We start from the raw sequence: 23710 nt of genomic DNA on the forward strand, positions 1-23710 counted from the left end.
TGCAAGGCAATTTCAGGAGGATCCGTGAGCAACCCCACGAAGAATGTTCGGTCGAGCACGGGCAGCGCTGAGCCGCTGGATGCGATCGATGAGCGAATCCTCGCAGCGTTGGTGGACGACGCACGTATCTCCAACAAACAGTTGGCCGAACTCGTAGGAATCGCCCCCTCCACGGCCCTGATGCGGACCCGGGCGTTGTCTGAACGCGGGATCATCGAGGGCTTCGAGGCCGTCCTGAGCCTGCCGGCCATCGGCCGCTCCGTGCAGGCCCTCATTGCTGTCCGCCTCCGCGCCCACGACCGCGACCAGATCGACCGCTTTACCGCACGCGTCCCCAAGCTTCCTGCAGTGATCTCCACTTTCCACACCACAGGTTCCGTGGACTACCTGCTGCACATCGCCGTCGCCAACACTGACGACCTCCGCAACTGGCTCCTGGACAACCTCGCCACTGACCCAGTGGTGGGGCACACGGAGACCACCATGGTCTTCCAGCACATCCCGGGAAACCGCGGACCGCTCCCGGAGTAGGCAATGGCCTGGGTTCAGGCCAGGGGTCGTCAGTCGCGCAACGCGCTCCGCAGTGAAATGCCCGCCAGCGTCAGCGCGGCCGCACCGCACACAACGGTGAAGGCCACGACGGCGGTCTGCAGGCCCAGTGCCGAAACAGCCATTCCCAGCCCGACCACCGGAACGGCGCTGCCCAGATACGTGATCACGTAAACGGTGCTGATGACTTGCGCGTGGCGGGCAGCTTCAACCTTGCCGGCAACTTCGTTGAAGACCTGACGGAAGGCCAGTCCTTGGCCCACTCCTGCCGTAATGCTCGCAGCAACCAAAAGCCAGGGGCTGGACCAGGCAGCGGCCGCACCCACAAGGACCACGGAAACGCCAAGCACCGCAAGTGCTGCAGGGACAACAAAGCGCCCACGGGCTCCCAGGAGCTGGCTGAGCGCTGACGCACCCAATGTTATGCCGGCCAGTACACCGATCAGGGGCCTCGAATCGGCATGGACAACGCTGGCGAAGTAGCCCGGTGCCAAGGACAAGCAGAAACCGAACACAGCGAAGCTCAGGAACCCGGTGGCCGCCGCCATCCAAAATGCTCCACGTGCGTCGCTGGAGATGGACGGCTTCCTCGGGGCAAGGACTTTGAGCGGCCTGGGCCCGTCTGCCGGCGCAATGGCCGGCCTGGCTTTCAACAGCCACAAAGGAATGAGTGCAGCAAGCAGCACCGCGGAGTGAACGAGGTACGGCGTGCGCGTGGGGTCTGGTAACAGCGACAGGAGCCCCCCGATGGCCGGACCTGCAGCAACGCCTCCCGCGGAGGAGAGCAGCGTAAAGCGGGAGGCCCAGTCAGGCCGCTGTGGCAGGAGTTCACGCAATGCCGCGGCGCTGGCTCCTGTAGCGAGTCCGACTGCTACGCCTTGGAGCGCCCGGCCCAGGGACAACGCGGCCAGAGTGTCGGCGTTGGCAAAGATCAGGCCTCCCGCCAGTCCCACGATGACGGCCAGCACCAACGCGGCGCGCCGCCCGATGTGATCGGACCAATGCCCTGCCACCATCAACACCGCCACCAGCGCCACGACGTAACTGGAGAAGGCCACCGTCACGTCCAACGACGACATCCCCAGCCGGGCCTGGAGCAAGGGATACAAGGGGGTGGCCAGGTTTGCGCCGACCAGCAGCGTAAATATCACGACGCCGGTCAGGACAAGCCTGGCCGTTGTGGAGGCATCCCATCCCCATCGTTCGGCGGTGGCCGGACGCATGCGGAGTTCGCTCAAGACAGTCATTTCCATGCCTTCGGACTCGGTGGCTGCCTGACGCGTCCTTGTGGGGGCCGAGAGCAGCTAAGTATTGATGGCAATAGAATGCAGTAACCCTGCGCTCAAAGGGCGCCGGAAATGCAAAGATTGAGCAAAATACTCAAACTAGTGCAAGCCAAGTGAGCTGGAGTGAACATTTGAACACCCTCGACCCCATGGACACCAAAATCCTCCTTGAACTCATCAAGGATCCGCGCATCCAGATCGCCGAACTGAGCGATGCGCTGGGCATAGCGCGCAACACAGCCCAAAGCCGGGTCAAGCGCCTGCTCCGTTCCGGTGTGCTGCAGGCAGCCGGTCGGGAAGTCGACCTGGAAAAGGTGGGGTACGACGTCGTCGCTTTCGTGACCATCGAGGTCACCCACCGGGAACTCGACGGCGTCATCGGCGCCTTGCGCCTGATTCCCCAGGTCCTGGAAGTCCACGAAATCTCCGGTCGCGGGGATTTGTGGTGCCGGGTGGTGGCAACGGACACCCACAATCTGCAGTCCGCTTTACGTTCCGTCCTCCGAACAAAAGGCGTCATCCGGACGGAGACAGTGTTGGCTCTGCACACCCATATTCCCTATCGGACCGAACCCCTCATCGGGAGGATGGCTACAGCTCCAACACGGTCCAGCCAGGAGCGCCAGAGCGCTGAGCCCAGGGCCTGAACGGACTAGGATTCTAGGCATGGATTGGCTCTCACACATCTCCCAGATCAACTGGCTCGCCGTACTTCTGGCCTTCGTTTCAAGCATGGTGATCGGATTCATCTGGTACATGCCGGCAGTCCTGGGGCGCAGGTGGATGCAGGCCATCGGCAAGACCGAGGACGATCTCAAGAACATCGAGGGCGGCGCGGGAATTTGGGTGCCCATGATGCTGGCAGCGGCCGTCACCAGTCTTCTCCTGGCCATCCTCATCAGTGCGCTGGACCTGAACACCTTCCTGGCCGGCGGCTTCTTCGCCTTGGTACTGGCCATTGTTTTCCGTGCCGGAGGCCATGTCATCCACAACGGCTTCGCCGGCCGCCCGTCCGCAGTAACGGTTATCGATTCCGGCCATGACATTGTGGCCATGACGATCGCGGGCGCGATCATCGGAGCCATGCAGTAGCGTTCAACCAGTGACCATTATCGACAACGCCGTATACGTAGACGGCGTACGCACTGCAACCCCGCATAGCCTTGAGCAAACGTTCGAAACCCTGGCGGAACACGGCGGCATGGCATGGATCGGGCTTTATCGCCCCACCAAAGACGAGATGGCCGCCGTCGCCCAGGAATTCGGGCTCCACGAACTCGCCGTGGAGGACGCCGTCTCTGCGCACCAACGGCCCAAGCTCGAGCGGTACGACCACAACTTGTTCACCGTCCTGCGCCCGGCCAGATACCTTGACGACACCGAGACAGTTGAGTTCGGCGAACTGCACATCTTCACGGGGCCCAACTTCGTGGTGACCATCCGGCATGCCGAAACCGGTGGAGTAGCCCGGGTCCGCCATCGGCTTGAGACGCGTCCGGACCTTCTCTGCCATGGGCCTGAAGCCGTGCTCTACGCGCTCCTGGACCAAGTGGTGGATGACTATGCGCCCGTGGTGGCTGGCCTTGAGAACGACATCGACGAGATCGAGGACCAGCTCTTCAGCGGCGACAGCGCCGTCTCGCGCCGAATTTACGAGCTCGCCCGTGAAGTGATCCAGTTCCAGCGGGCCATTCAACCGCTCCCGGACATGATGGCGCTTCTGGAAAAGGGATTCGAAAAGTATGGCGTGGATATTGAATTGCAGCGCTCCCTCCGTGATGTTGAGGACCACGTTCAGCGGGTCATCTCCCGTGTGAACTCGTTCCGGGACCTCCTTCAGAACGCGCTCACCCTGGATGGAACACTGACCGCCAACCGGCAAAACGAGGCCAGCGCAGCCCAGAACGAGCAGGTCAAGAAGATCTCATCATGGGCGGCAATACTCTTTGCACCGTCCTTCGTAGCGGGCGTCTACGGGATGAACTTCGACCATATGCCGGAGCTGCACTGGGACTTCGGATACCCGCTGGCGGTGGGACTCATGTTCGGTGCCGCCTTGCTGATGTACCTTATCTTCAAAAGAAAAGGCTGGTTGTGACGCCTGCCTTGGTGCCGGGATCCCGCTCAGCGAAGGATGCCGCCAGGGCTTTCACCGAAGGTATGGCGCTAGACGCCGCACGGTCGGGTTTCGAACTTGAGCCCAGCCAGCGCCAAGCAGCCGAGCGGTTGGCGGTGTTTGGCGCCCAGGTGACCGGCCGGCGTCGAACGCTTTCCCGAAAGTCGCCACGAAGCCTCTACCTCCATGGGCCGGTGGGACGCGGCAAGACGTGGCTCATGGACAGTTTTTACGCGAGGCTGCAGGTACGGAAGCGCCGAGTACACTTCCATGACTTTTTCCGCGGACTGCACGCGGGAACCCACAACGTCGATGCCGGCAACGGAACTGCCATCCAGCAGTCCGTGGACGCCCTGTTGGCGGAAATCGATGTGCTGTTCTTTGACGAGTTCCACGTCCATGACGTGGGAGACGGCATGTTCATTTCCCGCCTGCTGCGGACGGCCGCGCAACGCCGCATACCCTTGGTAGTGACCTCGAACTACGCTCCGGACGAGTTGCTGCCCAATCCCCTCTGGCACGATCACTTTGTGCCCACCATCGAGGCCATCAAGGAGATGATGGACATCGTCGAGATCAATGGCGCTTCCGACTTCCGTAGGTTTCCCGCCGGCGGATCTGCCCCCGTGCCCGGGCCGGAAGGGTTCCGCGCAGGCCGCATCATCGCCCCTGGGACGCCACGCCAGCTTGGACGGCTGGGGCTCTTCACGCCGTCCCCGTTACAGAGCCGGGTGCTGACGCCCACCACACAGCCGATCGTGGTCAGGAACTCGGATCCGGATCTCCTATGGGTGGGTTTTGAGGAGTTGTGCGGCGGTCTGACGTCTACGTCTGACTTCCTGGCATTGGCTGAACGCTACGCAACGTGGGTAATCGACCAAGTCCCCTCGCCGGCTGGTGCCGGCCCGGACTCAGCGCCGGTCTGGCAGCGGTTCAGCAACGTGGTGGACGTCCTCCACGATCAAGACATCACGCTCTTCCTCATCGGTAAAGGCCCCTTGGACTGGGACGTGGCAGCCCCTGGAAGTGCCCTGCCCGTGGATCTGGCGCGCATCGCAAGTCGTTTGTCCTTGCTGGGCCGCTCCGACATTGACGAGGCCCTGGCACAAGAAGAGGCCGCCGGAAGCTGAGCTTCCGGCGGCCTCTGTGCCTGCTTGGGCTGAGCTTGGCGCTAGATCACGCCGCCGGCCGCGGACGGAGCGCCTGCGTCATGTCCCCCGTCGCCGACGGTCTCGCGAGCGATGTAGTTCTCGATGTCGAAGAGGTTCTCGGCACGTTCGGTAATGTTCAGCAGCGTGGTCATGGAAGCGACCTCTTCAACCTGTTCCTTCAGGAACCACAGCATGAACTGCTCACCCAGGGCGTCGCCCTCGGCACGGGCAACGCGGAACATCTCTTCGATGTTGCGGGTGACTTCCTTCTCCTGCTCCAAAGCCAATGCGATGGGCTCCTTGGCGTTGGAGAAATTGTTGCGAACAGGGGCTATGCCCGGGATCTCAACGTGCACGTTACGGTCCAGCATGTACTGAACCATCATCATGGCGTGGTTGCGCTCTTCAAGGGACTGCCGGTAGAAGTGACGAGCCAACTGCGGCAGGTCTTCACCATCAAAATACACAGCCACTGCGATGTATTGCTGGGAGGCAGCAAACTCGTTGGCGACCTGGGCGGACAACAGCTCATTGAATGTCTTCTTAGCCATGGCACGATCCTACAGCCGGGCGGGGGCACTCCTGACCGTGAAGTTCGCCACTCCTCAGGGCAGCAACGCGGCGGTCCACACACCACCCGCAGCGGCGAGGACGCTGGCCGCCATGGTCCCCAATCCGTTGACCAGCGCCACGCGCGTCCGGCCACTTTGCACCAGGCGGATCGTCTCCAGGCTGGCCGTGCTGAACGTGGTGTAGCCGCCGAGGAACCCTGTCCCCACGATCAACAGCAGGGACTCCGGCGCCTGCCCCCGCATCACCAGACCGGCCAGGAAGCCGAGCACCAAAGAGCCGGTTACGTTGATCAGGATGGTGCCCCATGGAAGGGCGGTCTTCACACGGGCCCGGATCAGCCCATCCACGATGAACCGAACAGCTGCGCCGACGCCTCCGGCGAGCGCGAGGAGGAAGACCGTCACGGCTGACGCCCCCGGGCACGCCTGTGATGCCACGCGCCCAGCCAGATACCCACTGTGGTGGCTGCCGCACCGCCCAGCAGGCTCGCAGCCAGGTATCCCGCAGCCGCAGTCGCCGCACCCGCGATGAACAGATGGACGGCGTCCAAGGCGAGTGTGCTGTACGTGGTGTAGGCGCCCAAGAACCCCGTTCCCAAAGCGAGCCGCAGGACGCGGCGACTTCCGGCGTCGGGCCCTCCGCGCGACAGCGCCTCCAACAAGGCGCCCAGGGCCAACGCACCTGAAAGATTGATGACCAAGGTTGGAAGCGGCCAGGCGCCCGGCGCCGGAATCACGAGCCCCAGACCGTACCGGGCGAGGGCTCCCAGCACTCCGCCGGCCGCTACGAGCCCTATGAATCCCCAGTGGAGGTGGACTGGCCGCGTACCCTCAGTCGTCGTCATCGTCGTCCGGGACCCGCGGGTTCACGGGCACCACGAGTACGGGGCGGTCCTGCCTGTGGAACAGGTGGCGGGCCACAGACCCGGCTGTCAACTCTTTCAAAGCTGCAGTCAGCTTGTGCTCCCGCGTCCCCACCACAATCATCGAGGCACCGATGTCTTCGGCTTCGCGAGCCAGAGCGCGTGCGGGCTCCCCTGCCAGGCGGATCATGGACCATTCGACGTTGCTGCCAGCAAGTTGTGAGGCGAGGACAGACCTCAGCGTTTCGGGTATCTCCTGGACCTCGTCATTGACGCCGTCAGGATCAATCGGGGCAGAAGGGCCGCCCGTGGTCCCGTCCACCGGGTACACCGTGACGTCGGCGTAGGCGAGCACGAGCCCCAGGCCGGCCGCGGCAGCTAAGTGCGCTGCTTGTTCGACGACGACCGGCTGTTGCCCGGGCATGACACCCACCAGAATGGGGCCGGCGATGCCTGTTGATGCCTCGGGACGTTGGGCTGGGGTCTCAGTCACAGGGCTAGTCTACGGCGCCGATTTTCGGCTCCAATCGGCGAACACACTGCGCCTGAACCTCAGTTCCCGTCTCGTCACCGTAAAGCAGCGTGCAGGGTATGTCGTAAACAGGTGTCACTGTGAACGTACCTTGGGGCAGCATCTTGCCTGCGGACCATGCCTAACCGCGGCGGCGACCCGCCCACCAGCCGAACAGCAGCGGAACCACGGACCCGATCATCAGCGTGTTGCCCAGGACGGCGTCGTCGGACCGAACCACCGAACCCGCGATCAGTATGGCACCGAAGATCAAGACGGCTACTGCTCGTTGGGCAGTTCGGATGAGGCGGGCCAGCTGCTGTTCAAGGCGCCGGTTCTTCACCTGCAACGAGCCGTCCTCGATGTGCGTGACGAGCGCGTCCAGACGCTTCGGCAGGCGCACTGCGAGCGAGGCGGCGTCGAGGGCTTGGGCTGCAACGTCCTTCGCGAGGTTGCCACGCTCGTCCCGCAGCAACTGCGCCGCGTAGGGTTCCACTGAATCCCACAGGTTGAAGCGGGTGTCCAGTGAACTGCACACACCGGACGTCAGCGACATGGCCCGGATGATCAGCAGGAAATTTTCCGGCAACTGGAACGGCAGTGACCTCACCACAGTGCCAAACTCTGCACCGAAATCACGGAACTCCCGCGGGTCCACCTCGCGTAGCTCAGCGAAGCCCATCCCGCCAAAACGAGCGAAAAGCTGCGTCATTGCCCTTTCAAGCTCAGGTTTGTCGGCGGAGGGCATCAACACACCAACATCGCTGATGGCGTCCACCAGCCCCTTCCCATCCCGCGAAGCTGCAGCGATCAGAAGCTTCCGCAGCCCGCTGCGCGTCGTCGCCGGGACTTCGCCCATCATGCCGAAGTCGATGAACGTCAGCTTCCACGGACGATCCCCTGAATCCGTACTGGGTGTGACGAAGATATTGCCTGGGTGCGGATCAGCATGAAAGAAGCCGTTGGTGAACAACTGGTCAAACATAACGGAAGCAAACACGGGAGCAACTTCCCCCGGGTCGATCCCGGCTACCTTCAGCCCCTCCGCATCCGTAATCTTGATGGCGGTGACATCTTCCAGGGTGAGCACGCGGCGCGTGGTTCGTTCCCAGACGACCTCTGGCACCGTTACCCTGGCATCTCCGGCGAAGTCAGCGGCAAAGCGTTCCGAGTTTGCCGCTTCATTGAGGTAGTCGATCTCCTCAAGACTTATTTGGGCGAACTCCCTAATCAGCGAAGGCACATCGGCGCGATCCGAGACGATGCGGATACGCCCCAGCCAGCCTCCCACCCTGCGAAGTGCTGCCAGATCGATGTCCACTATGGCGCCAATGCCAGGACGTTGCACCTTGAACACCACGCTGCTGAGCCCGGTATCGGCTGCATTGCCCGCCAAGAGTTTGGCGCGATGGGCCTGCCCCAGAGACGCCGCGGCGATGGGCGTCTCGTCGACGGCGGCGAAAACAGCTTCCAGGGGCGCCCCCAGCTCCGCCTCGGCCAGTGCACGGATTTCATGGAAGGGTACCGGGGGCACCTCGTCCTGGAGTCCTTCAAGTTCGGTGGTGATTTCCGGTGGCAGCACGTCAAGCCGGGACGACATGAACTGGCCAACCTTGATCATCAGGCCACCAAGCTCCACAGCGAGGGCATGGAAGCGCTGCGCGAAGCTCCGCATCCTGCGGGCCCGGTTGCTTTCGGCAATCCTGCGCAGCCCCACCTTGGGCAGGAACAGTTCAAACCACCACGTCACTGCAAGGTGCCAGGCAGCGAACCGCAAAATGCGGCGGTAGCGGGCGCGCGCGTTCCCACCGCCGGGCAATGCATCTGCCCGGTCGCGGTCAACCAGTGTCAACCGTCAGTCCTGGGCAAGGATCTTGTACAGCTTCCGCCGTGCCTCTTCGAGCACCGCCACTGCCTCCTGCACTTGTTTGGGCGTACCGGTTCGCCCTACTTGCGCAGCCGCTTGGGCCAACTCCATGCCTGCCTTGGGCAATGCTGCGAAACCCGTTCCTGCAGCGCCCGCGGAGTCCCAGGGCGGGGACGTTTCAGCACTCGCTACGTCCTCTCGACCGGCTTCAGTCAGCGAATAGATTTTGCGGCCGTTGGATTCCTCGGAGCTGACAAAGCCTTCATCGGCCAGCAATTGCAGCGTTGGGTAGACGGAACCTGCGCTGGGCTTCCAGTTTCCACCGCTGCGTTCCTCGATTTCCCGGATGATCTGGTAGCCGTGCATGGGACGCTCGGCAAGCAGCGCCAGGATAGCCGACCGAAGCTCGCCCCTTCCGGCACGCGACCCGGAGCGTTTCTCGAACCGAGACCGAAACTCCTCGACGGCCTGCCACATGCCCTCCAGGTTGTTCCCCATAAATCCACTGGCCGGGAATGAATTGTGCATCAAACTCACCTCAGGATGTCGCGAACGATACTGAACGATATAGCTAACGATATATGCGCGGCGGTGCTGACACAATGGTTCGGAAGGTGATGCACATGAGGCGGGCGAGATAACGGAGGCAGACTTGATCAGCCATATAAGAATGGCCGGTTCGACCGAAGACTTGACCGGGATTGCCGGTATCGCCGCGGGGATTATCGAATCCCTCGGCGAATGGGGCGTGGGCCTGCTGTCACTTCTGGAGACGGTTTTTCCTCCGATACCCAGTGAGGTGATCCTCCCGCTGTCTGGATTCCTCACCCAGCAGGGAAGCATCAACATCATTCTGGTCTTCGTCACCAGCACCCTCGGAGCGTACGCCGGAGCACTGCTCCTCTATTGGCTTGGCTACAAGGTGGGCCTGGAACGCTCCATCCACTTGCTGTCCAAGCTGCCACTGGTGGACCAGGAGGATTTCGAAAAAGCCGCTGAATGGTTCGAACGGCACGGAAAATCCGCCATCTTCTTCGGCCGGCTGCTGCCCGGGGTGCGCAGCCTGATTTCCCTCCCCGCAGGCGCAGAACGCATGAACCTGATGACGTTCAGCATTTTCACTGTTGCAGGAACGGGCATCTGGAATGCCCTGCTCATCGGCTTGGGCGTATTGCTCGGCAAGCAATATCACTTGGTCGACCAATTCTCGCGGATCCTCAACTACGCCCTCTACGCAGGGCTGGCAGTCTTCGTGGCCTGGCTGATCATTCGCAACGTCAAAAGGCGGAAAGAACGGGCCAATTAGCACATGGAGGGCTTCAGCTCAGAGACCGGTAGGCTACCGGGCATGGACACCCAGACCCTTCCCGGCTCAGGCGGGGTCCGAATCAGGGCTCACATAACCGGGGATTCCAACGCCCCCGCATTGTTGCTCTTGCATGCCCTGGGTGATCGAGCGACGGACTGGTCCGCTGCGACGGCCGCCCTGGCCCCGTATTTTCGGGTGATCGCCCTGGATCTCCGCGGCCATGGCGACAGCGACTGGCCAGGGAAGTATTCGTTCGAGTTGATGGCTGACGACGTAGCAGCGGTCCTCGACGTCTTGGACCTGAACAACGTCGTAGTGATCGGGCACTCCATGGGTGGCGTGGTGGCCTATATCCTCGCCCAGACGCAACCCGACAGGATCGCGCGCCTGATCATTGAAGACGCCCCGCCCCCGTTTCCGCGAACCCGCCCGCTGCCCGCTCGGCCCAGCGGTGAACTGCTTTTCGACTGGGATGTGGTGCCCGCAATCGCCAGCCAGGTCAATGACCCTTCACTGCGTTGGTGGAGGCACCTCTCCGACATCACAGCACCGACCCTGCTGATTGGCGGCGGGACAAGCAGCCATGTACCCCAAGAATTGCTGTCCGAAGTCGCCGGGCTCATTCCGGACTGCACCGTGGTAACCCTGGATGCAGGCCACAATGTCCACCACAACGCACCGGAAGATTTCAACACCACCGTCCTGCAATGGCTCGGCAGCGCAAATGAGACGCGGTGATGATTTTCAGCAGGGCGAGAAAGCAGATTTGCCGTCAAATGTGGAGCTAAGGAGATTCGAACTCCTGACCCCTTCGATGCAAACTCGGGGTTACGCGGTATCACGAACGCTCATGAATTCCGGCCATAGCCCTGAAACTCGCGGATCCAGCCCACAGGAGCTCACGTCTGTTCACGTCCGATTCACGCTCGTTTACAGGCAAAGTGTTCTCCGGTGTCCCATCGGCCCAATGACAGCTGTGAGCAATCGGGCCGCATAGGGACAACCATGAAGACATCGAGCACAGAGATCAAAGAATCCACGTGGATGCCTCCCCCGTGCTGCCATGGCCAATCACGAGACATGGCCTGGGGGCTCATCAGGCATTCGTCCATCCCAGAAGTCCCCACCTGCTTCACCCCTCCCTGGAAGCTGGCAGGAGTTATGCTAGTCGCTGGATTTATTGTTCGGTTTGGGGAGACAGACATGGGAATCGCTTTGAACGGCAAGGCAGCCAGTTCAGCCCTGCAAGGTGACACTCCGGATGGCACCTATGTCACGGTGTACTCGCGTGAATGGAAGCCCAGCGGTACAGCCAAAAACGACATCGACGTGATGGTGTACAACGTGGGTGACTCACAGGTGACCCCTTTCAACACAGAGATTCCGCAACAGCCACCAGGACCCTTGGATCAAACACCTCTGTGGCCCCACCTGACAGCGGCAATTGACAGGCTGGATGCCGCTGGTCAGGAGTTCAACCTGGGCATAGGGCTTGTATCCCGCACTGAGAAAGAGAACGGAACTTCAGGGGGCGAGATCAATCTTCAGCTGAGCACGAACTCATGCAATCTCCTTCCCGATGACCGCTGGAAGACACTGGAGCAGCCACTGTATGACTACTGGCTGAGTCCCCAACGTCCCCGGACCCCGGAGTCATCGGCATCAAAGTCTTGCCCCACCGGAGCGTCGACAGGATCCGCGGGAAGCTGATGGTCAACCCTCACGAACCGCCGACGAAGAAGCCCTCGAGGAAACGCCGGTCCCAGCGAAGGAAGACTCTTGAGGGACGGCTACCGATCGTACTCTCGGCCGTGATTCTGCTGGGGTTCATCGCCTACGGAATCAGCCTGCAGCTTGACCATTCGAGGCAAAGGGCCGAGATCGAAGCCAAGGTCGAATCCAGAGGTGGCCAGGTCCTCGATCTCAAGTGGGGCAACGGGTATCGCGCTGCTTCAGGATGGTCCGTGGGCCACGTCGATGTTCTCTTCGAAGGTCAGCGAAGTCGCTGCTCCCTTGACGGCCTGCAGCGGAACCCTGCAGTGTTCGAATGCGACCCCGCCGTCAATCCGTAGGCGCCCTGGGTTAGACGCCTGGAGGCTCTTGCCCAAGGAGCCGAATCATTCCATGGCCGCCTTCGTGGATGAACTCGGAGCACAACACGAAGGCCCGTCCATTCGCTTGCTCCTCAGCCCACGCCAGCACCTCAGTGACATCTGCGACCTCGGTAAGTTGCCACTCTTCAGCGACGCCGGCGGCCGTCCAGAAATCAACCCGGTAGGACGGTTCCAGGTCAACACGGTTAACGTACCGCGGGTCAACGATTCTTGATTTCACCATCGGAGCCTACGACACGCCCAGACGAGGATGAATCTCTCCTAGATAAACAGTGGTGGCTCCAGCCGGATCGTGACGCGAAAACCGGGATAGCTTTTCTCCTCAGGTACTGTCCTTGGGCTCTGGCACATTTCAAACGACCGAAAGGTCTCGGCTATCACCAGCCACTGTGTCACCGAGACCGCATTGCTCCTGGTCTCAGAGCATAGGTTCCCGTCAAATAGTCTTGGGTCATGGCTCAAACGAAACCCACGGCAGCCGGTCTCCACGAGCCAACGGCGGAGCGTATTCGCCAGCAACCGGTGAATCGACGCGTAATCTGGGGCGCAGGTTTCCTGGCTTTTGCCGCATTTGCCATGTGGGCAAACCACGCCACAAAAGAGGCGGATTTGGCCGCTTCACGAGACGGCCTGCTCCTCTACGCCGGCATACCGGTCATTCAATCGCCGCTTGGTTCCTGATCGTCGCCCTCCTCGGCGGAACAGCCGGCCCGGTTCTCCTCATCCCCGCACTGATTGCCAAAATTCCGCGAAAATTGCCACGGCGCATCATCGGGTGGACATCGCTGGTGGCCGCTGCCGCGGCGGTGCCATACGTGGGCATCCTCTCCATCCTTGCCTACACGGGCGTCTACGGCATGGGGGACAGCCTGAGGATAGTAGCCCCAGACGGACAGTCCGTGATCGTGACACAGGATGATTTTGACGGCGACAGTGTGGACATCTACATCCCCAATGACGACTTCCACTACAAATGGGTCCGGAGTGCTCCTGAAATCTCAGGGTGGCCGCGCGTGGAAGATCAAGATTGCCACTTGGACTCCGCCGACGGGGTACTGCGGTTGACCTGTGGAAGCAAAACAGTAGTTATTTGACCTAACCAATTCTGCCCGCTCGAGCTCCTTCCACTCCCACCCGCCGCCATGCCTTCACTACAGCCGGCGTTTCGGCCGAGAACGCTCGCTGCTCAGGTAATTCCCTTGAGAGACCGCCCACTCCTCTCTACCCCGAAGACGCGGAGAGTGAAATGCATGACTGCAGGCTTAGTGGGCCGGGTTCGATCTTGCAGCGGCCAGCACTCCGCGGCCTACTACAGGGACCAGATCCCGGTCCGACGAACGGTCATGGCCGTGTCCGTAACTGTGCCGGCACTTGCAGCTTTGGTGGCCGGATATTCCGTGTTCGCCCGGCCCCGCAACGTCCTCCGGGCATCATCGGGTCTGTTGTCGTCGTGATCTGCCTGGCCGCCGCCGTCGTGTGCTGTATCCTCGGGACCGAGGCTGTCAGCAGAGCCGTTTGCTGGGCCGATCACGCTAAAAGGTCAGTGGGAGTCAGCCCGGTTCTCTGCGGTTTCCCTCCGAAGCACGTGTCCCCGCGCCGCAAACTGCCTCATTCACTAAGCCCAGCCTCCCGAGTATGGTGATGCCGAAGGGGGACATATCATGCGTTTGGGTCAGTCGTCATTACATAGTGCGTGGCCGCGCGACATGGTCATAAGTGTCGACCGCTGTCCGGCTCATCTGTCACTGCTTCTGTTTGTGCGAGAAGCTTGGCGGCTGGACGGGATTGAGGAAGTTCCCGCCTTGGCCGCTCCGCCGGATACTGGCGACTCTGAACTACCGCGGAGTCCGGACGCTGACGAGTGGGAAGAGCGGTGGAAAAGTGCATGGGCCAGAGCCATGCACTGGTACGAAATAGAAGACACAAAGCACATTCATCCCACTTCAGAACTGATGAAGACGCAGTCTTTACCTGGCCGTAAACTCCATCCCGCTATCCCGCCATCGTGGTCCGATGAGTACGGCTTCAAAGGGTTGGACAAGTCAGCATTCGTCGACTGGTTCACCAAGGTCCGCGATGTGAGAATGCCGGTAGAGCCGAGCCCGGAGCGGATTAGCTTAGCCGCGCTCATCGAAGCTTGGAACACCGGTCTCGAAACCATCCTTACGCTCCCGTTCCGCGGACACTTCGCGAAGCGACTCACCCCGAGACATCTCCTCATTTCAGACTCAACCCACTCCGATCCGATTCAATTCAGTCAAGCACTGCGGAGTGCTCCGCGGATCTAGCGGTCGTCGAGTTCGGCGTTCCAGATGGCGTCCTCGTTCTCCTGGATGTGCAGTCGGATGTCCCAGGCCTTCGAGTGGCTTCGCCGGTCCGGTGAAGGCACCTCCTTGGGCCCTGCCTGAGCGATGGTGTTCTCCCAGTCCACGAGCTCAGATGTGAGCTTCAGGTCGGTCATCATGCGGACCATCTTGTCCAGCGCCAGGGTGAAGTAGACGCCGTCGGATGGCTGGTCGAACGGGTACAGGCCCTGGTCCTTGTAAAGCTTCCGGATGACGGCCATCTGCTTCTTGTTCGGATAGAACGCCTTGTAGACGGACTTACCGTTGAACTCCTCGTACTGGACGCTCATGAACGCCGCCGTGTACTCACGGACCGCTGCCGGCGCTTCCAGCAGTGTCGGGGCGACCAGGACACTGAGTCGCGGGCTGGTGATCTCAAACGTCGGGGAGGCCAATGTCCCATGCTCATCGAGGCCGACACTCAGGGATGCCTCCGCCGGATGAGAGCTGTACCGCTGCAGGCTTTTGCTCAAATTCTGTCCGGGCGTCATCCCACGGGGTTGGCTTGGCAAAGCGCTTGTACCCGGTCATCGGGAACGCAGCATCATAGGGCGGGTATTCGACGCCGGACGGGTGGAGCTGCTTCCATTCCACGGGTGCCTCCACACGGGGGTGGTCCATGTCATCGAAGCCTGCTCTGGCTTCTGCCAGGGTGTACCCGTCCCGCTCACGGGAAGAGCCGAGAAGCTCCACCAACACGGCGCGGCCGGTAGGGACCTAGAAGTCGTCTTCGAACGGTTCCAACCCCAGCTGACGGCAGTACTCGACGAGCATCTCGTGGGTGAAACGGTCCGTTATCTTTGGTTCCTCGTACTTGGACGTGTCCTCGAAATCGTAGGGCTCGCCATTCTGGTTGAACTTCCACGGCTCAAAGTCGGTGAGGCTGAGAAATCTCTTCAGCCCGTCCTTGTCGTGGACCGTTAGATGCCGGGAGCCCCAGCGGCCGCGTGCGATCTCGATTGGTATGCGCTTGAGGTTCTTGGGAACGTCTTCAACTTCGATGGTCGAAATGCCTCGTGCGTCCGGGAAATGCATGTGAAGGGCGGCGTGCAGGTTTGCGCCCTGGCGGGAGCTGTCCATCACGGCAGTCCACTCCGGATTGGTCGTCTCCAGAAGAAGCCACCTGGAACCCCCGTCGAGCGGCAACAGCTTCTCGAGCAGTTCCTTCAACTTGCCGTGATGTTCTGTGACGCCCACACCTTGACCACCCCACTCCTCGGGACGGCCCTGTGCCCACACCCGCCATTCGAGGGCGGCTTCGTCCAGCGGACGGTTAATGAACCCGATGGTGCTGGTCACCGGAGCCCAGGCACCCCCCAGCAATAGCTTGGCCGACAACTTCTGGGCCGGTGTCTGACGCGGTGGCACTATGGGTTCCCTTTCTGACCGGGCGAGATTGATCGCCCCGACAGCATGCTGCCACATCAAGCCCCTATAACTTTGACCATGCGCATACGTAGGCCGCGCTTTGCTCTTACGTCAAATAACAATGGCCGGGATTTTCTGACCACTGTTATTAGACAGCCGTTCCTCGACGTTGTCGGCCGGATTTGAGGCGGTTGGCTGGCGGCAGGCTGTGATTGGCGGCAAGTATGCGCAGCGCGTCCATGGCCGGTGTCCGGTCGACTGGGTCCAGCAGCTGCCACGATCGGTGCCCCGGATCGGCCAGCTCTTTGTGCAGGGAACGAATCCTGGATTTGTCGCTGCCCTTCATCTGGGTCGCCGTGACCAGAGGTGTTCTGATGGTCGCGCAGAGGACAGCGGCATCATCGAGGTGCCGGTCCCTGTCCCGGGAGTCTTCGCGGTAGGCCGCTCCCTTCAAGACCAATGCCCCGAGGGCATTGGGGACGCTAATGAGGACCGGTTCGTCGTCGTCGACGGTCATTCGGCAGTTCACAGTCCGCTGCAGCGCCTGCGTGCCGCCGGATACCTGAAATGGTCTGCGGCCGCCGAGCGTCGGGATCTTCGCCGGGGCCAGGTGGTCGGCCACCATCACGTCGATCTGCTGCTTGCCGCGGAGGAAACGGTGGGCTGGTGCGTCATGGGAGATGGACTTCTCCAGGGTGTACCCAAGCCCGTTCAGGACAGCACTGACTGCAGCCGTCGTCGCCGCACCGGTCTCGATGTGCAGCACGATGTCGACATCCGCCGTTGGCCGGGAGACGGCAAGGCCTGCGGCCGCAGCGTGCAGCTGCACCATGAGCCCACCGACCAACGTCCATTGGGTGGACGGCAGGGCCCGAGCCAGTTCCACGCACTGTGGCCATGGCGTTCCCCAGCCTCCAAGAGGTACGGCCACGTCCCAGGTCTCGGGGTCATCTGCCGCTTCGGCGACGACGTCCAGTTCAGCTTCAGCCATGGAGCAGTTCGTTGATGACGCGTTGTCCGGCGCTGCGTTCGCGGGTTGCCAGTGAGGCCATGAGGTCCACAGCGATAGCTGCCACCGGCGCCCGGCCGTCAACGAAGGGTTCATCCAAATCGACTTCATGAATGATGGCATTGCCGTCGGGGTCCTCAACCAGGCCGAACGCGTCCGCGAGGGCGGATACGTCGCCGAGCATGACATAGCCTTCGGCAGTCCCGCTCCCGCCGGCCATCCCGAAGGTCCCGGCAATGGATTCCGCGCGCATTGCCGAGGCACCACTGGGGATCAGGTGGTCGTTAAGTGCGGCCAGCCCGTCCGGGGTCGCCCGATAGCGGTGGGTTTTGTCCTTGTTCCGGGCAAGAACACGAACGGCGTCGGCGTCCAGCTCACGCAGTCGAGTCTTCAAGCGGGACTTCTCCGAAGCGCTGATCCATGTGGGGTTCTGACCAGAGAGCAGCGCCAATGCCGCCCAAGCAGTCTTGGCCGTCCAGGCGCGGCCACGACGGGTGCCGGCCATGGCCAGGCGCTCCACCGACGAACGATTGATGAGCAACATGCGGCCAGCGCGGCCACTGGCCGTCAACTGGCCAGACTCGAGCAGGTCATGAACAGAGGCGCGAGTGATACCGAGCCTGTCCCCGGCCTCCGCGACGGTCATCCCGCTCATGTCCTGCATACACTAAACCCTACAGTCGTAGGGTTTAGTGTCAATAGTTGAATGCGGACCCTGGCGCTAATCCCTACGGTTGTGGGGATAAGTGTCAATAGTTGGACTTACCGCAGCGACCAGGAGAACCAGGCGTTGCGGTTCCCGCCTCTCACATCTGCAGGCCACTTCTTCGGTACTCATGAACGGGGCAGGCAAGTCTGGACCCGGGTGTAGCTCCGGAGACCTCTTAGATTCCTTCATGGTTACCTCTATGCGAGAGCTCTGCTGACGGGCAACGTTCCGTAGGCACCAGCAGACACGACATGAGCGGAGCCGACGATATTGGGACGGCCGGCGTGCTTACATTCATGCGATGACATTCATTACATCGGCAGGGAATTTCCGATCATTCGGACCAAAGTGTTACGAAAGTGTTTATCTGTCACAAAGGAGTGGTCAAGAAACACCGCCATCTGTGGAGCTAAGGAGATTCGAACTCCTGACCTCTTCGATGCGAACGAAGCGCTCTACCAACTGAGCTATAGCCCCCGGACCCGGCGTTCAACCACCCGGCCAGTGTCCCTAGGCTACAAACTTTCCCTGCGCTTTTCCAACCACGACACGAACGTCTCCGTGCCGGCGGCCTGCCCGGGGATCAGGTTGTGGCCGGCACGCAGGAAAGCGCCCATGGGACCGGGCAACGGCAGCTCGATGATCTTGCCGCGCATGCCGGTTCCGGCCTTCCACACCTCAGCCATCGCCCTCATGGTCAGCACCTCCGGACCACCCACCGTGCGCACGCTGTGCCGCTCAGGAAACGGATCCGTCAACGCCACTGCCAGCAGCGCTCCGGCCACGTCCACGGGCGAGATGGATTGGAATTTCACTCCCTTGAACGACGGAATGAGGCCAACCTTGGCGCCGGCAGCGAAGATCATCGCCACCAAACCATGGAACTGCGTAGCACGCACCACCGCAGTTTCCAGCTCAGCCGCATGGTAGGCCCGCTCCTTGTCCGCCTTGGAGACGTAGTAGGAGAACGTGCTTAGATCGCAGTTGATGATGGACAAGGCCACCGCCCGCCGGACACCGGCAAGGTGCGCGGCGGCAAGCAGGCGTGCGCCGCCGTCGGCAAATTGCCTTTGGGCTTTACCGAACTGACCTTCCAGGCAGTCAATAACGACGTCGGCACCAGCCACAGCGGCCGCCAGCCCTTCGCCCGTGGTGACATCGCCCGCTAAGTAGGTGGCGCCGTCGTGACGCTTCTCCGATCTGGAAGGCGGCACATGGCGACTCAAGACGGTTACCGTGTGCCCCGCCGAAAGAGCGAGACGGACAACCTCACGACCAACCTGACCCGTGCCACCGGCAACGCAGAGGGAGGTCATCGGTGGCTATGCGCGGCGGCGCTGAAGGATGTTGTCCAAGTTGCTGAGTGCGCTCTGGCCCTTGACCGACGCAACTGCCACCGTTGACGCGACTGGCTGCTCGCCAGCCTGCTTCAGGACGGGCTTGCCAACGGGCTTGGGCGCCTCGGGAAGATCCAGGGGTTCGGGAGCGGGCCTGGGCGCCTTGGCCGCATCAACATACGTGGGCTTGGGAACCGCGACCGGCTCCCAGCTTGCGCCCTTGACGCCCTCGGCGGCCTGAGCGGATTCGTCGCCAGCGGCAACAGCGACAGCCAATGCGGCCTGGCGAAGTTCCACGGCGGACAGACGGGCAGCCTCGCGGCTGCTGGCTTCGGCATCGAAGACCGGCGTGTCCTTCGATTCGACAGGCTGGTCCTTCGGCAAATAGCGCGCAGGCGTAGGAATAGGTGAGGCCTGTGCGGCCCGGCGGGCACGGCGTTCGCGGAGATCCCTGAGGGCGAGCCTTCGCAGGACGACGACGGCCACTACCGCACCGATGAGTGATACCAACGGCAACCACACGGATCCGGTTCCAAAGATACGGAGAACGCCGGAAATCACTGCGGTCAGCAGCAGCGCGAGGCCGGCCAACGCCAACGTGCACCGTGCATAGCGGATGGTGAAGGGAGTGACCGGAGCTTTTCGAGCAGACGACTCAGCCGTGCGGGATTCCTGGGGCGACGCCTGTGCTTTGCTGTGCATGGTCTCCATCGGTTTCTCCTGCTGAGGTGCCAAAGTCAGTACCACCCCTGCCTGCGCGTCGTCTGGTTCATCATCAAATGCCTCTGCTGGGACAGCGGCCGCTTGGACTTGTTGCCGCCTGTTCCGCAAAACGTAAGGCGCCACCCAAACCATCCACAGCGCAACAGTGACCACAAGTATCACTGAGCTGCTGAGAGGGAAGTCCACATTCAAAACCGTAGAAGCAAATCACCGGGGGTGGCGGCATTGCGACCGGTGTGTCGTGGTCGAGTCCGCAAATGACTGGAGATACGGCCAAAAAGGCCCATGACCTGCCCGTTTATCCTCTGAGCCACCGGCGCAGGAGTCCCTCCGGGACTTCGTCGGACGTGAGCGCGAAGGAACGGTGATCAGCCCACTCGCCATTGATGTGCAGGTACCTTTCGCGGTAGCCCTCATCGCGGAATCCAAGCTTCTCCACCACCCGCAGGCTGGGTGCATTCTCCGGCCTGATGTTGATTTCCATCCGGTGAAGCCCCAACACCCTGAAGCAGTGATCGGTTGCCATCGCAACCGCCGTCGGAGCGATACCGTGCCCGGCTCGTTCTTTATCAACCCAATAGCCCAGTGTGGCCATCATGGCCGAGCCCCACACAATGGATGACACCGTCAGTTGCCCCACGATCCTCGGCTCCCGGAAGCCGGGCGTGCGCTCAACAATGAGGAAGGGCAGCGCCGTCGCCTGACGGGCCTGATCATTCAGGGACGCCACCATCTGGCGGTAGCTGGGCAGGCGTCCACCCGGGGCCGGGTTGGACGCCTCCCACGGCGCAAGCCACTCACTGTTCCGCGAACGGACTTCGGACCACTCCCGCTTGTCGCGGTATCGGATGGGCCGCAGAATCAGGTCTCCGCTTTCCAGCGTCACCGGCCAGATCGCAGAGCCGTACATGCGGTGTTACTTGGGAAGTGCGGCAGTGAAGGTCGGCAACCACTCGCGCAGCTCGGGACCGAGGTCCTCGCGTTCGCAGGCGAGCTCGATGCAGGCCTTAAGGTAGCTGAGCTTGTCACCGGTGTCGTAGCGGCGGCCGCGGAAGACCACGCCGTACACGCCGTAGCCCTCACCTTCGCCTGCAGCGAGCACTTCGAGGGCGTCCGTCAGCTGGATCTCGCCACCACGTCCGGGGGCCGTCTTCTCCAGGACATCGAACACGGCCGGGTGCAGCACGTAGCGGCCGATCACGGCGAGGTTCGACGGAGCTTCTTCCGGAGACGGCTTCTCCACGAGCTGCTTGATGCGCACGTGGCCCTCTTCACCGATGTCCTCGACGTCGGCGCAGCCGTAAGCGCTGATCTTGGAAGGCTCCACCTCGATGAGGGCAACCACTGAACCGCCGGTCTTCTGCTGGACGGCGATCATTTCGCTCAGCAGGTCTTCGCGGGCATCGATCAGGTCATCACCGAGCAGAACGGCGAACGGCTCGTAGCCGACGTGCTGCTTTGCACGAAGGACAGCGTGGCCGAGGCCGTTAGGGTCGCCCTGGCGAACGTAGTGGATGTCGCCGAGGTTGGTGGCGGATTGGATGGCCTCAAGCTTGGCGGTATCGCCCTTTTCCGCCAGCGTCGCTTCCAGGGCCGGGACACGGTCAAAGTGATCTTCCAGGGCGCGCTTGCTGCGTCCTGTGATCATCAGGACGTCGTGCAGACCCACCTTGACCGCTTCTTCGACGACGTACTGGATGGCTGGCTTGTCAACCACGGGCAGCATTTCCTTCGGCATCGCCTTTGTTGCAGGGAGGAACCTGGTACCAAGACCCGCTGCGGGGATGACGGCCTTACGGACAGCATTGTTATCGAGAGTCACCGGACTAATCTAACGGAAGGAACACATCAACGGCTAAACCCTCGCCGCGCCGGGAAGCGGATTTTAGTTTCCACTACGGACAGCCCCTGCTGTTCGACCGGCATCACGCGAGCTTCAGGATCGGATACACATGGCAACGAAGGAAGACATCCGCAGTAGCCGGCGCCTCCAGCGGCGGACCCTCGCACCCGAACAAATCCTGGCCGCGGGCGAGGCGATCGCGCAGCACGGCGTGGCGTGGGCGGAGACAATCTCCCCCGGCCCGGCAGCCACTTATGCGGTCTATGTCGGGGTGGCTTTCGAGCCGCCCACGCTGCCGCTCATCGAGGCGCTCCACAAGGCCGGCCACCGCGTACTGCTCCCGGTCTGCGAGCCGGGCAGGCAGCTGAGTTGGGTGTATTGGACACCCGCCACACTGTTCGTGCGGTCAGCTTATGCTCCGATCGATGAACCCGAAGGCGAACGACTGGAAAGCTCCGTGATAGCCGCGATTGCGGGCATTTTCATGCCGGCAACAGCGGTGGACAGGGACGGTAATCGGATCGGCCAAGGTGGCGGCTACTACGACCGGCTCCTCCAGGGCCTCGACGCTTCCGGCCAGAGGCCGCCCACCATCGCTGTGGTGTACGACGACGATCTGTTGCCTTCTGGTTCCATTCCCGCCGAAGCCTTTGATCGCCCTGTGCGGGAAGTCCTGACACCCTCCGGTGTCGTCCGGCTGGACGACACCGCCGGGACAGTGTGACGACCTTGGTGAGTTCCGGCACATCCACTGGCACAGGCCAGCTGGCCGGATGATAGAATTGGCACTCAGGCCCTGCGACTGCTAATGCGGATTATCTCCGGCACTGCTGCACAGGACCTGAACCTTGTCCTGAAGGAGGAACTCAGTGCCCACATACGCATACGCCTGCAAAGACTGTGACCATGCCTTTGACATCGTCCAGTCCTTCTCTGACAGCTCCCTGACGGAGTGCCCCGAATGCAAGGGCGCGCTTCGCAAGAAGTTCAACAGCGTTGGCGTTGTCTTCAAGGGCTCGGGCTTCTACCGCACTGACTCCCGTGATGCCAAAGGCAGCACGGTTTCCGCTGCCCCGGCAGCCCCTGCAGCCACGTCCTCTGCCCCGGCGGCCGCCCCCGCAGCTGCGGCCGCGGCCAGCTAACCTGACTTTTTCCACATAGGCCTCCGGGGCGCTGTCTGGGGGCCAGGACTGCTGGCTAACGTGGCCGCATGCCACACACCTCACCAAGCACGCTTCTGGCCCGCTCCGAACGCTCAGCGGCTTCCGCCGCCCGGCCCAGGGTCCGCCGATCCCGAGCCCATCGCTCCGTTTCCCCCGGCAGTAACGTCGCCGGGGGCACCCGCAATCAGGCGCGGGGCAGTGGTCACCGGCGAGGCTTCCGACGCAGATGGACGTCCTGGATCGGACGCAACCGTCGTCTCACGGTTGCCCTCTTACTGTGTGTGGCCGCCGGCATCGTCGTACAGCAACTGACTCCAGCGTCCGAGCAGCGAGTCAGCGTCCTTGTCGCAGCACGCGACCTTCCTACGGGTGCCGTCCTCACTGCGTCCGATTTCACCCGCGCGTCCATGCCACCTGACCTCGCCATCTCCGGCACACTGGTGGATGCTGAGGCCCTGGTTGGCCGTCAACTCGCGTCGCCCCTCGGCAAGGGCCAAGCCCCTGCCGAGTCCAACCTTCTGGGACCGGGGCTCCTCACCGGAGCACCTGTGGGCACTGCAGCTGTGCCGCTTCGTATGGCCGATCCTTCATCCATCCAGCTACTCTCCCCCGGCCAGCTGGTGACTGTGGTCCTCACTGCGGCAGGCTCCTATGACGAGTCCAGGCAGAGCCAAGTGCTGGCCGGCCCTGTTCCGGTGCTGTGGACCTCATCCCAAGGCGGGAAGACTGGGGAATGGCTCGGAACGAGCGACACCGACGGGCTGGTTGTGGTGGCGGCCGATCCCCAACAAGCAGAAAAGCTTGCCGGCGCGTCAACGCAGGGCAAGCTTTTCTTTGTGTTGGTGAACCAGCAATGACCAGATCAGCAACCGGGA

The 23710-nt window shown here is 62.1% G+C and carries 31 protein-coding genes and 1 tRNA gene; 16 read left to right on the forward strand and 16 right to left on the reverse strand.

Annotation, left to right across the window (positions count from 1 at the left end; translation table 11 throughout):
* Positions 1–24 precede the first annotated feature (24 nt).
* Positions 25–531, forward strand: coding sequence for an Lrp/AsnC family transcriptional regulator (locus FQP90_RS04355; protein WP_011775479.1), 507 nt, complete (start codon positions 25–27; stop codon positions 529–531).
* A 29-nt stretch (positions 532–560) separates the two neighbouring features.
* Here FQP90_RS04355 and FQP90_RS04360 read toward each other — a convergent pair whose 3' ends face one another.
* Positions 561–1796 carry an MFS transporter gene (locus FQP90_RS04360; protein WP_144648513.1) on the reverse strand — a complete coding sequence of 412 codons (1236 nt, stop codon included), beginning with the start codon at positions 1794–1796 and terminating at the stop codon, positions 561–563.
* Between the two features lie 170 nt (positions 1797–1966).
* Here FQP90_RS04360 and FQP90_RS04365 point away from each other — a divergent pair, with 170 nt between their 5' ends.
* The 4 genes from FQP90_RS04365 to zapE are packed head-to-tail and all read left to right on the forward strand — an operon-like array spanning position 1967 to position 5081.
* Positions 1967–2482: an Lrp/AsnC family transcriptional regulator gene (locus FQP90_RS04365; protein WP_144648514.1), complete on the forward strand. Its 516-nt coding sequence runs from the start codon at positions 1967–1969 to the stop codon at positions 2480–2482.
* Positions 2483–2501: 19 nt separating this feature from the next.
* Complete coding sequence (locus FQP90_RS04370) at positions 2502–2927, forward strand: DUF1761 domain-containing protein (RefSeq protein WP_144648515.1); 426 nt, start codon at positions 2502–2504, stop codon at positions 2925–2927.
* 10 nt (positions 2928–2937) lie between these two features.
* Positions 2938–3933: a magnesium/cobalt transporter CorA gene (gene corA / locus FQP90_RS04375; RefSeq protein ID WP_144648516.1), complete on the forward strand. Its 996-nt coding sequence runs from the start codon at positions 2938–2940 to the stop codon at positions 3931–3933.
* The gene (gene zapE, locus FQP90_RS04380; RefSeq protein ID WP_244296486.1) at positions 3930–5081 is read left to right on the forward strand and encodes a cell division protein ZapE; all 1152 of its coding nucleotides are present in this window, start codon (positions 3930–3932) and stop codon (positions 5079–5081) included. The genes corA and zapE overlap by 4 nt, the downstream gene beginning before the upstream one ends.
* Positions 5082–5122: 41 nt before the next feature.
* Here the strand turns inward: zapE and FQP90_RS04385 are convergent, their stop codons facing one another.
* The 6 genes from FQP90_RS04385 to FQP90_RS04410 form a co-directional block, all read right to left on the reverse strand.
* Entirely contained in the window at positions 5123–5653 is a 531-nt protein-coding gene (locus tag FQP90_RS04385; RefSeq protein ID WP_144648517.1) for a ferritin, read from the reverse strand.
* 54 nt (positions 5654–5707) lie between these two features.
* The gene (gene crcB, locus FQP90_RS04390) at positions 5708–6079 is read right to left on the reverse strand and encodes a fluoride efflux transporter CrcB (RefSeq protein ID WP_144648518.1); all 372 of its coding nucleotides are present in this window, start codon (positions 6077–6079) and stop codon (positions 5708–5710) included.
* Positions 6076–6519, reverse strand: coding sequence for a fluoride efflux transporter FluC (locus FQP90_RS04395; protein WP_144648519.1), 444 nt, complete (start codon positions 6517–6519; stop codon positions 6076–6078). The genes crcB and FQP90_RS04395 overlap by 4 nt, the downstream gene beginning before the upstream one ends.
* Positions 6506–7030, reverse strand: a complete 525-nt coding sequence (locus FQP90_RS04400; protein ID WP_144648520.1) for a universal stress protein — start codon at positions 7028–7030, stop codon at positions 6506–6508. The genes FQP90_RS04395 and FQP90_RS04400 overlap by 14 nt, the downstream gene beginning before the upstream one ends.
* A 160-nt stretch (positions 7031–7190) precedes the next feature.
* Positions 7191–8900 carry an ABC1 kinase family protein gene (locus tag FQP90_RS04405; protein WP_144648521.1) on the reverse strand — a complete coding sequence of 570 codons (1710 nt, stop codon included), beginning with the start codon at positions 8898–8900 and terminating at the stop codon, positions 7191–7193.
* Between the two features lie 3 nt (positions 8901–8903).
* Entirely contained in the window at positions 8904–9443 is a 540-nt protein-coding gene (locus FQP90_RS04410) for a PadR family transcriptional regulator (RefSeq protein ID WP_144648522.1), read from the reverse strand.
* Positions 9444–9585: 142 nt separating this feature from the next.
* Between FQP90_RS04410 and FQP90_RS04415 the strand changes: the two genes are divergently transcribed.
* From FQP90_RS04415 to FQP90_RS04450, 8 genes are all read left to right on the forward strand, one after another.
* Positions 9586–10221 carry a DedA family protein gene (locus FQP90_RS04415; RefSeq protein ID WP_144648523.1) on the forward strand — a complete coding sequence of 212 codons (636 nt, stop codon included), beginning with the start codon at positions 9586–9588 and terminating at the stop codon, positions 10219–10221.
* 42 nt (positions 10222–10263) lie between these two features.
* Positions 10264–10962 (forward strand): alpha/beta fold hydrolase, encoded by a 699-nt coding sequence (locus tag FQP90_RS04420; RefSeq protein ID WP_144648524.1) that lies wholly within the window; start codon positions 10264–10266, stop codon positions 10960–10962.
* A gap of 465 nt (positions 10963–11427) precedes the next feature.
* Positions 11428–11934, forward strand: coding sequence for a hypothetical protein (locus FQP90_RS04425; protein WP_144648525.1), 507 nt, complete (start codon positions 11428–11430; stop codon positions 11932–11934).
* Positions 11934–12296, forward strand: a complete 363-nt coding sequence (locus tag FQP90_RS04430; protein ID WP_144648526.1) for a hypothetical protein — start codon at positions 11934–11936, stop codon at positions 12294–12296. Before FQP90_RS04425 ends, FQP90_RS04430 begins: the two co-directional genes overlap by 1 nt.
* A gap of 52 nt (positions 12297–12348) precedes the next feature.
* Positions 12349–12552, forward strand: a complete 204-nt coding sequence (locus FQP90_RS04435; protein WP_144648527.1) for a hypothetical protein — start codon at positions 12349–12351, stop codon at positions 12550–12552.
* 239 nt (positions 12553–12791) lie between these two features.
* Positions 12792–13019 (forward strand): hypothetical protein, encoded by a 228-nt coding sequence (locus tag FQP90_RS04440; RefSeq protein WP_144648528.1) that lies wholly within the window; start codon positions 12792–12794, stop codon positions 13017–13019.
* A 74-nt stretch (positions 13020–13093) separates the two neighbouring features.
* Positions 13094–13432 (forward strand): hypothetical protein, encoded by a 339-nt coding sequence (locus FQP90_RS04445; protein ID WP_144648529.1) that lies wholly within the window; start codon positions 13094–13096, stop codon positions 13430–13432.
* Between the two features lie 156 nt (positions 13433–13588).
* On the forward strand, positions 13589–13792 hold the full coding sequence (locus FQP90_RS04450) for a hypothetical protein (RefSeq protein WP_244296488.1): 204 nt from the start codon (positions 13589–13591) through the stop codon (positions 13790–13792).
* An 830-nt stretch (positions 13793–14622) separates the two neighbouring features.
* Here FQP90_RS04450 and FQP90_RS04455 read toward each other — a convergent pair.
* The 9 genes from FQP90_RS04455 to galU all read right to left on the reverse strand — a co-directional run bounded on the left by FQP90_RS04455 (position 14623) and on the right by galU (position 21651).
* Positions 14623–15078, reverse strand: a complete 456-nt coding sequence (locus FQP90_RS04455) for a hypothetical protein (protein ID WP_144648530.1) — start codon at positions 15076–15078, stop codon at positions 14623–14625.
* Between the two features lie 322 nt (positions 15079–15400).
* Positions 15401–16051, reverse strand: coding sequence for a hypothetical protein (locus FQP90_RS04460; protein ID WP_144648531.1), 651 nt, complete (start codon positions 16049–16051; stop codon positions 15401–15403).
* A gap of 148 nt (positions 16052–16199) precedes the next feature.
* Positions 16200–17042 carry a hypothetical protein gene (locus FQP90_RS04465; RefSeq protein WP_144648532.1) on the reverse strand — a complete coding sequence of 281 codons (843 nt, stop codon included), beginning with the start codon at positions 17040–17042 and terminating at the stop codon, positions 16200–16202.
* Positions 17035–17724, reverse strand: a complete 690-nt coding sequence (locus FQP90_RS04470; RefSeq protein ID WP_144648533.1) for a helix-turn-helix domain-containing protein — start codon at positions 17722–17724, stop codon at positions 17035–17037. Before FQP90_RS04470 ends, FQP90_RS04465 begins: the two co-directional genes overlap by 8 nt.
* 449 nt (positions 17725–18173) lie before the next feature.
* A tRNA-Ala gene (locus tag FQP90_RS04475) sits at positions 18174–18246 on the reverse strand.
* Positions 18247–18284: 38 nt separating this feature from the next.
* Positions 18285–19085, reverse strand: a complete 801-nt coding sequence (locus FQP90_RS04480) for an SDR family oxidoreductase (RefSeq protein WP_144648534.1) — start codon at positions 19083–19085, stop codon at positions 18285–18287.
* Between the two features lie 6 nt (positions 19086–19091).
* On the reverse strand, positions 19092–19982 hold the full coding sequence (locus FQP90_RS04485) for a hypothetical protein (RefSeq protein ID WP_144648721.1): 891 nt from the start codon (positions 19980–19982) through the stop codon (positions 19092–19094).
* Positions 19983–20127: 145 nt separating this feature from the next.
* Entirely contained in the window at positions 20128–20739 is a 612-nt protein-coding gene (locus tag FQP90_RS04490) for a GNAT family N-acetyltransferase (RefSeq protein ID WP_144648535.1), read from the reverse strand.
* Positions 20740–20745: 6 nt separating this feature from the next.
* A complete protein-coding gene (gene galU / locus FQP90_RS04495; RefSeq protein ID WP_144648536.1) occupies positions 20746–21651 on the reverse strand; it encodes a UTP--glucose-1-phosphate uridylyltransferase GalU in 906 nt (301 codons plus the stop codon).
* Between the two features lie 130 nt (positions 21652–21781).
* Here galU and FQP90_RS04500 point away from each other — a divergent pair, with 130 nt between their 5' ends.
* The 3 genes from FQP90_RS04500 to cpaB all read left to right on the forward strand — a co-directional run bounded on the left by FQP90_RS04500 (position 21782) and on the right by cpaB (position 23692).
* On the forward strand, positions 21782–22396 hold the full coding sequence (locus tag FQP90_RS04500; protein ID WP_144648537.1) for a 5-formyltetrahydrofolate cyclo-ligase: 615 nt from the start codon (positions 21782–21784) through the stop codon (positions 22394–22396).
* A 145-nt stretch (positions 22397–22541) separates the two neighbouring features.
* Positions 22542–22814, forward strand: a complete 273-nt coding sequence (locus FQP90_RS04505) for an FmdB family zinc ribbon protein (protein WP_144648538.1) — start codon at positions 22542–22544, stop codon at positions 22812–22814.
* Positions 22815–22882: 68 nt separating this feature from the next.
* Complete coding sequence (gene cpaB / locus FQP90_RS04510; protein ID WP_144648539.1) at positions 22883–23692, forward strand: Flp pilus assembly protein CpaB; 810 nt, start codon at positions 22883–22885, stop codon at positions 23690–23692.
* Positions 23693–23710: the final 18 nt, after the last annotated feature.

This window comes from Paenarthrobacter nitroguajacolicus (assembly GCF_007786235.1).
In the GTDB taxonomy this organism is placed as follows: Bacteria; Actinomycetota; Actinomycetes; order Actinomycetales; family Micrococcaceae; genus Arthrobacter; species Arthrobacter nitroguajacolicus_A.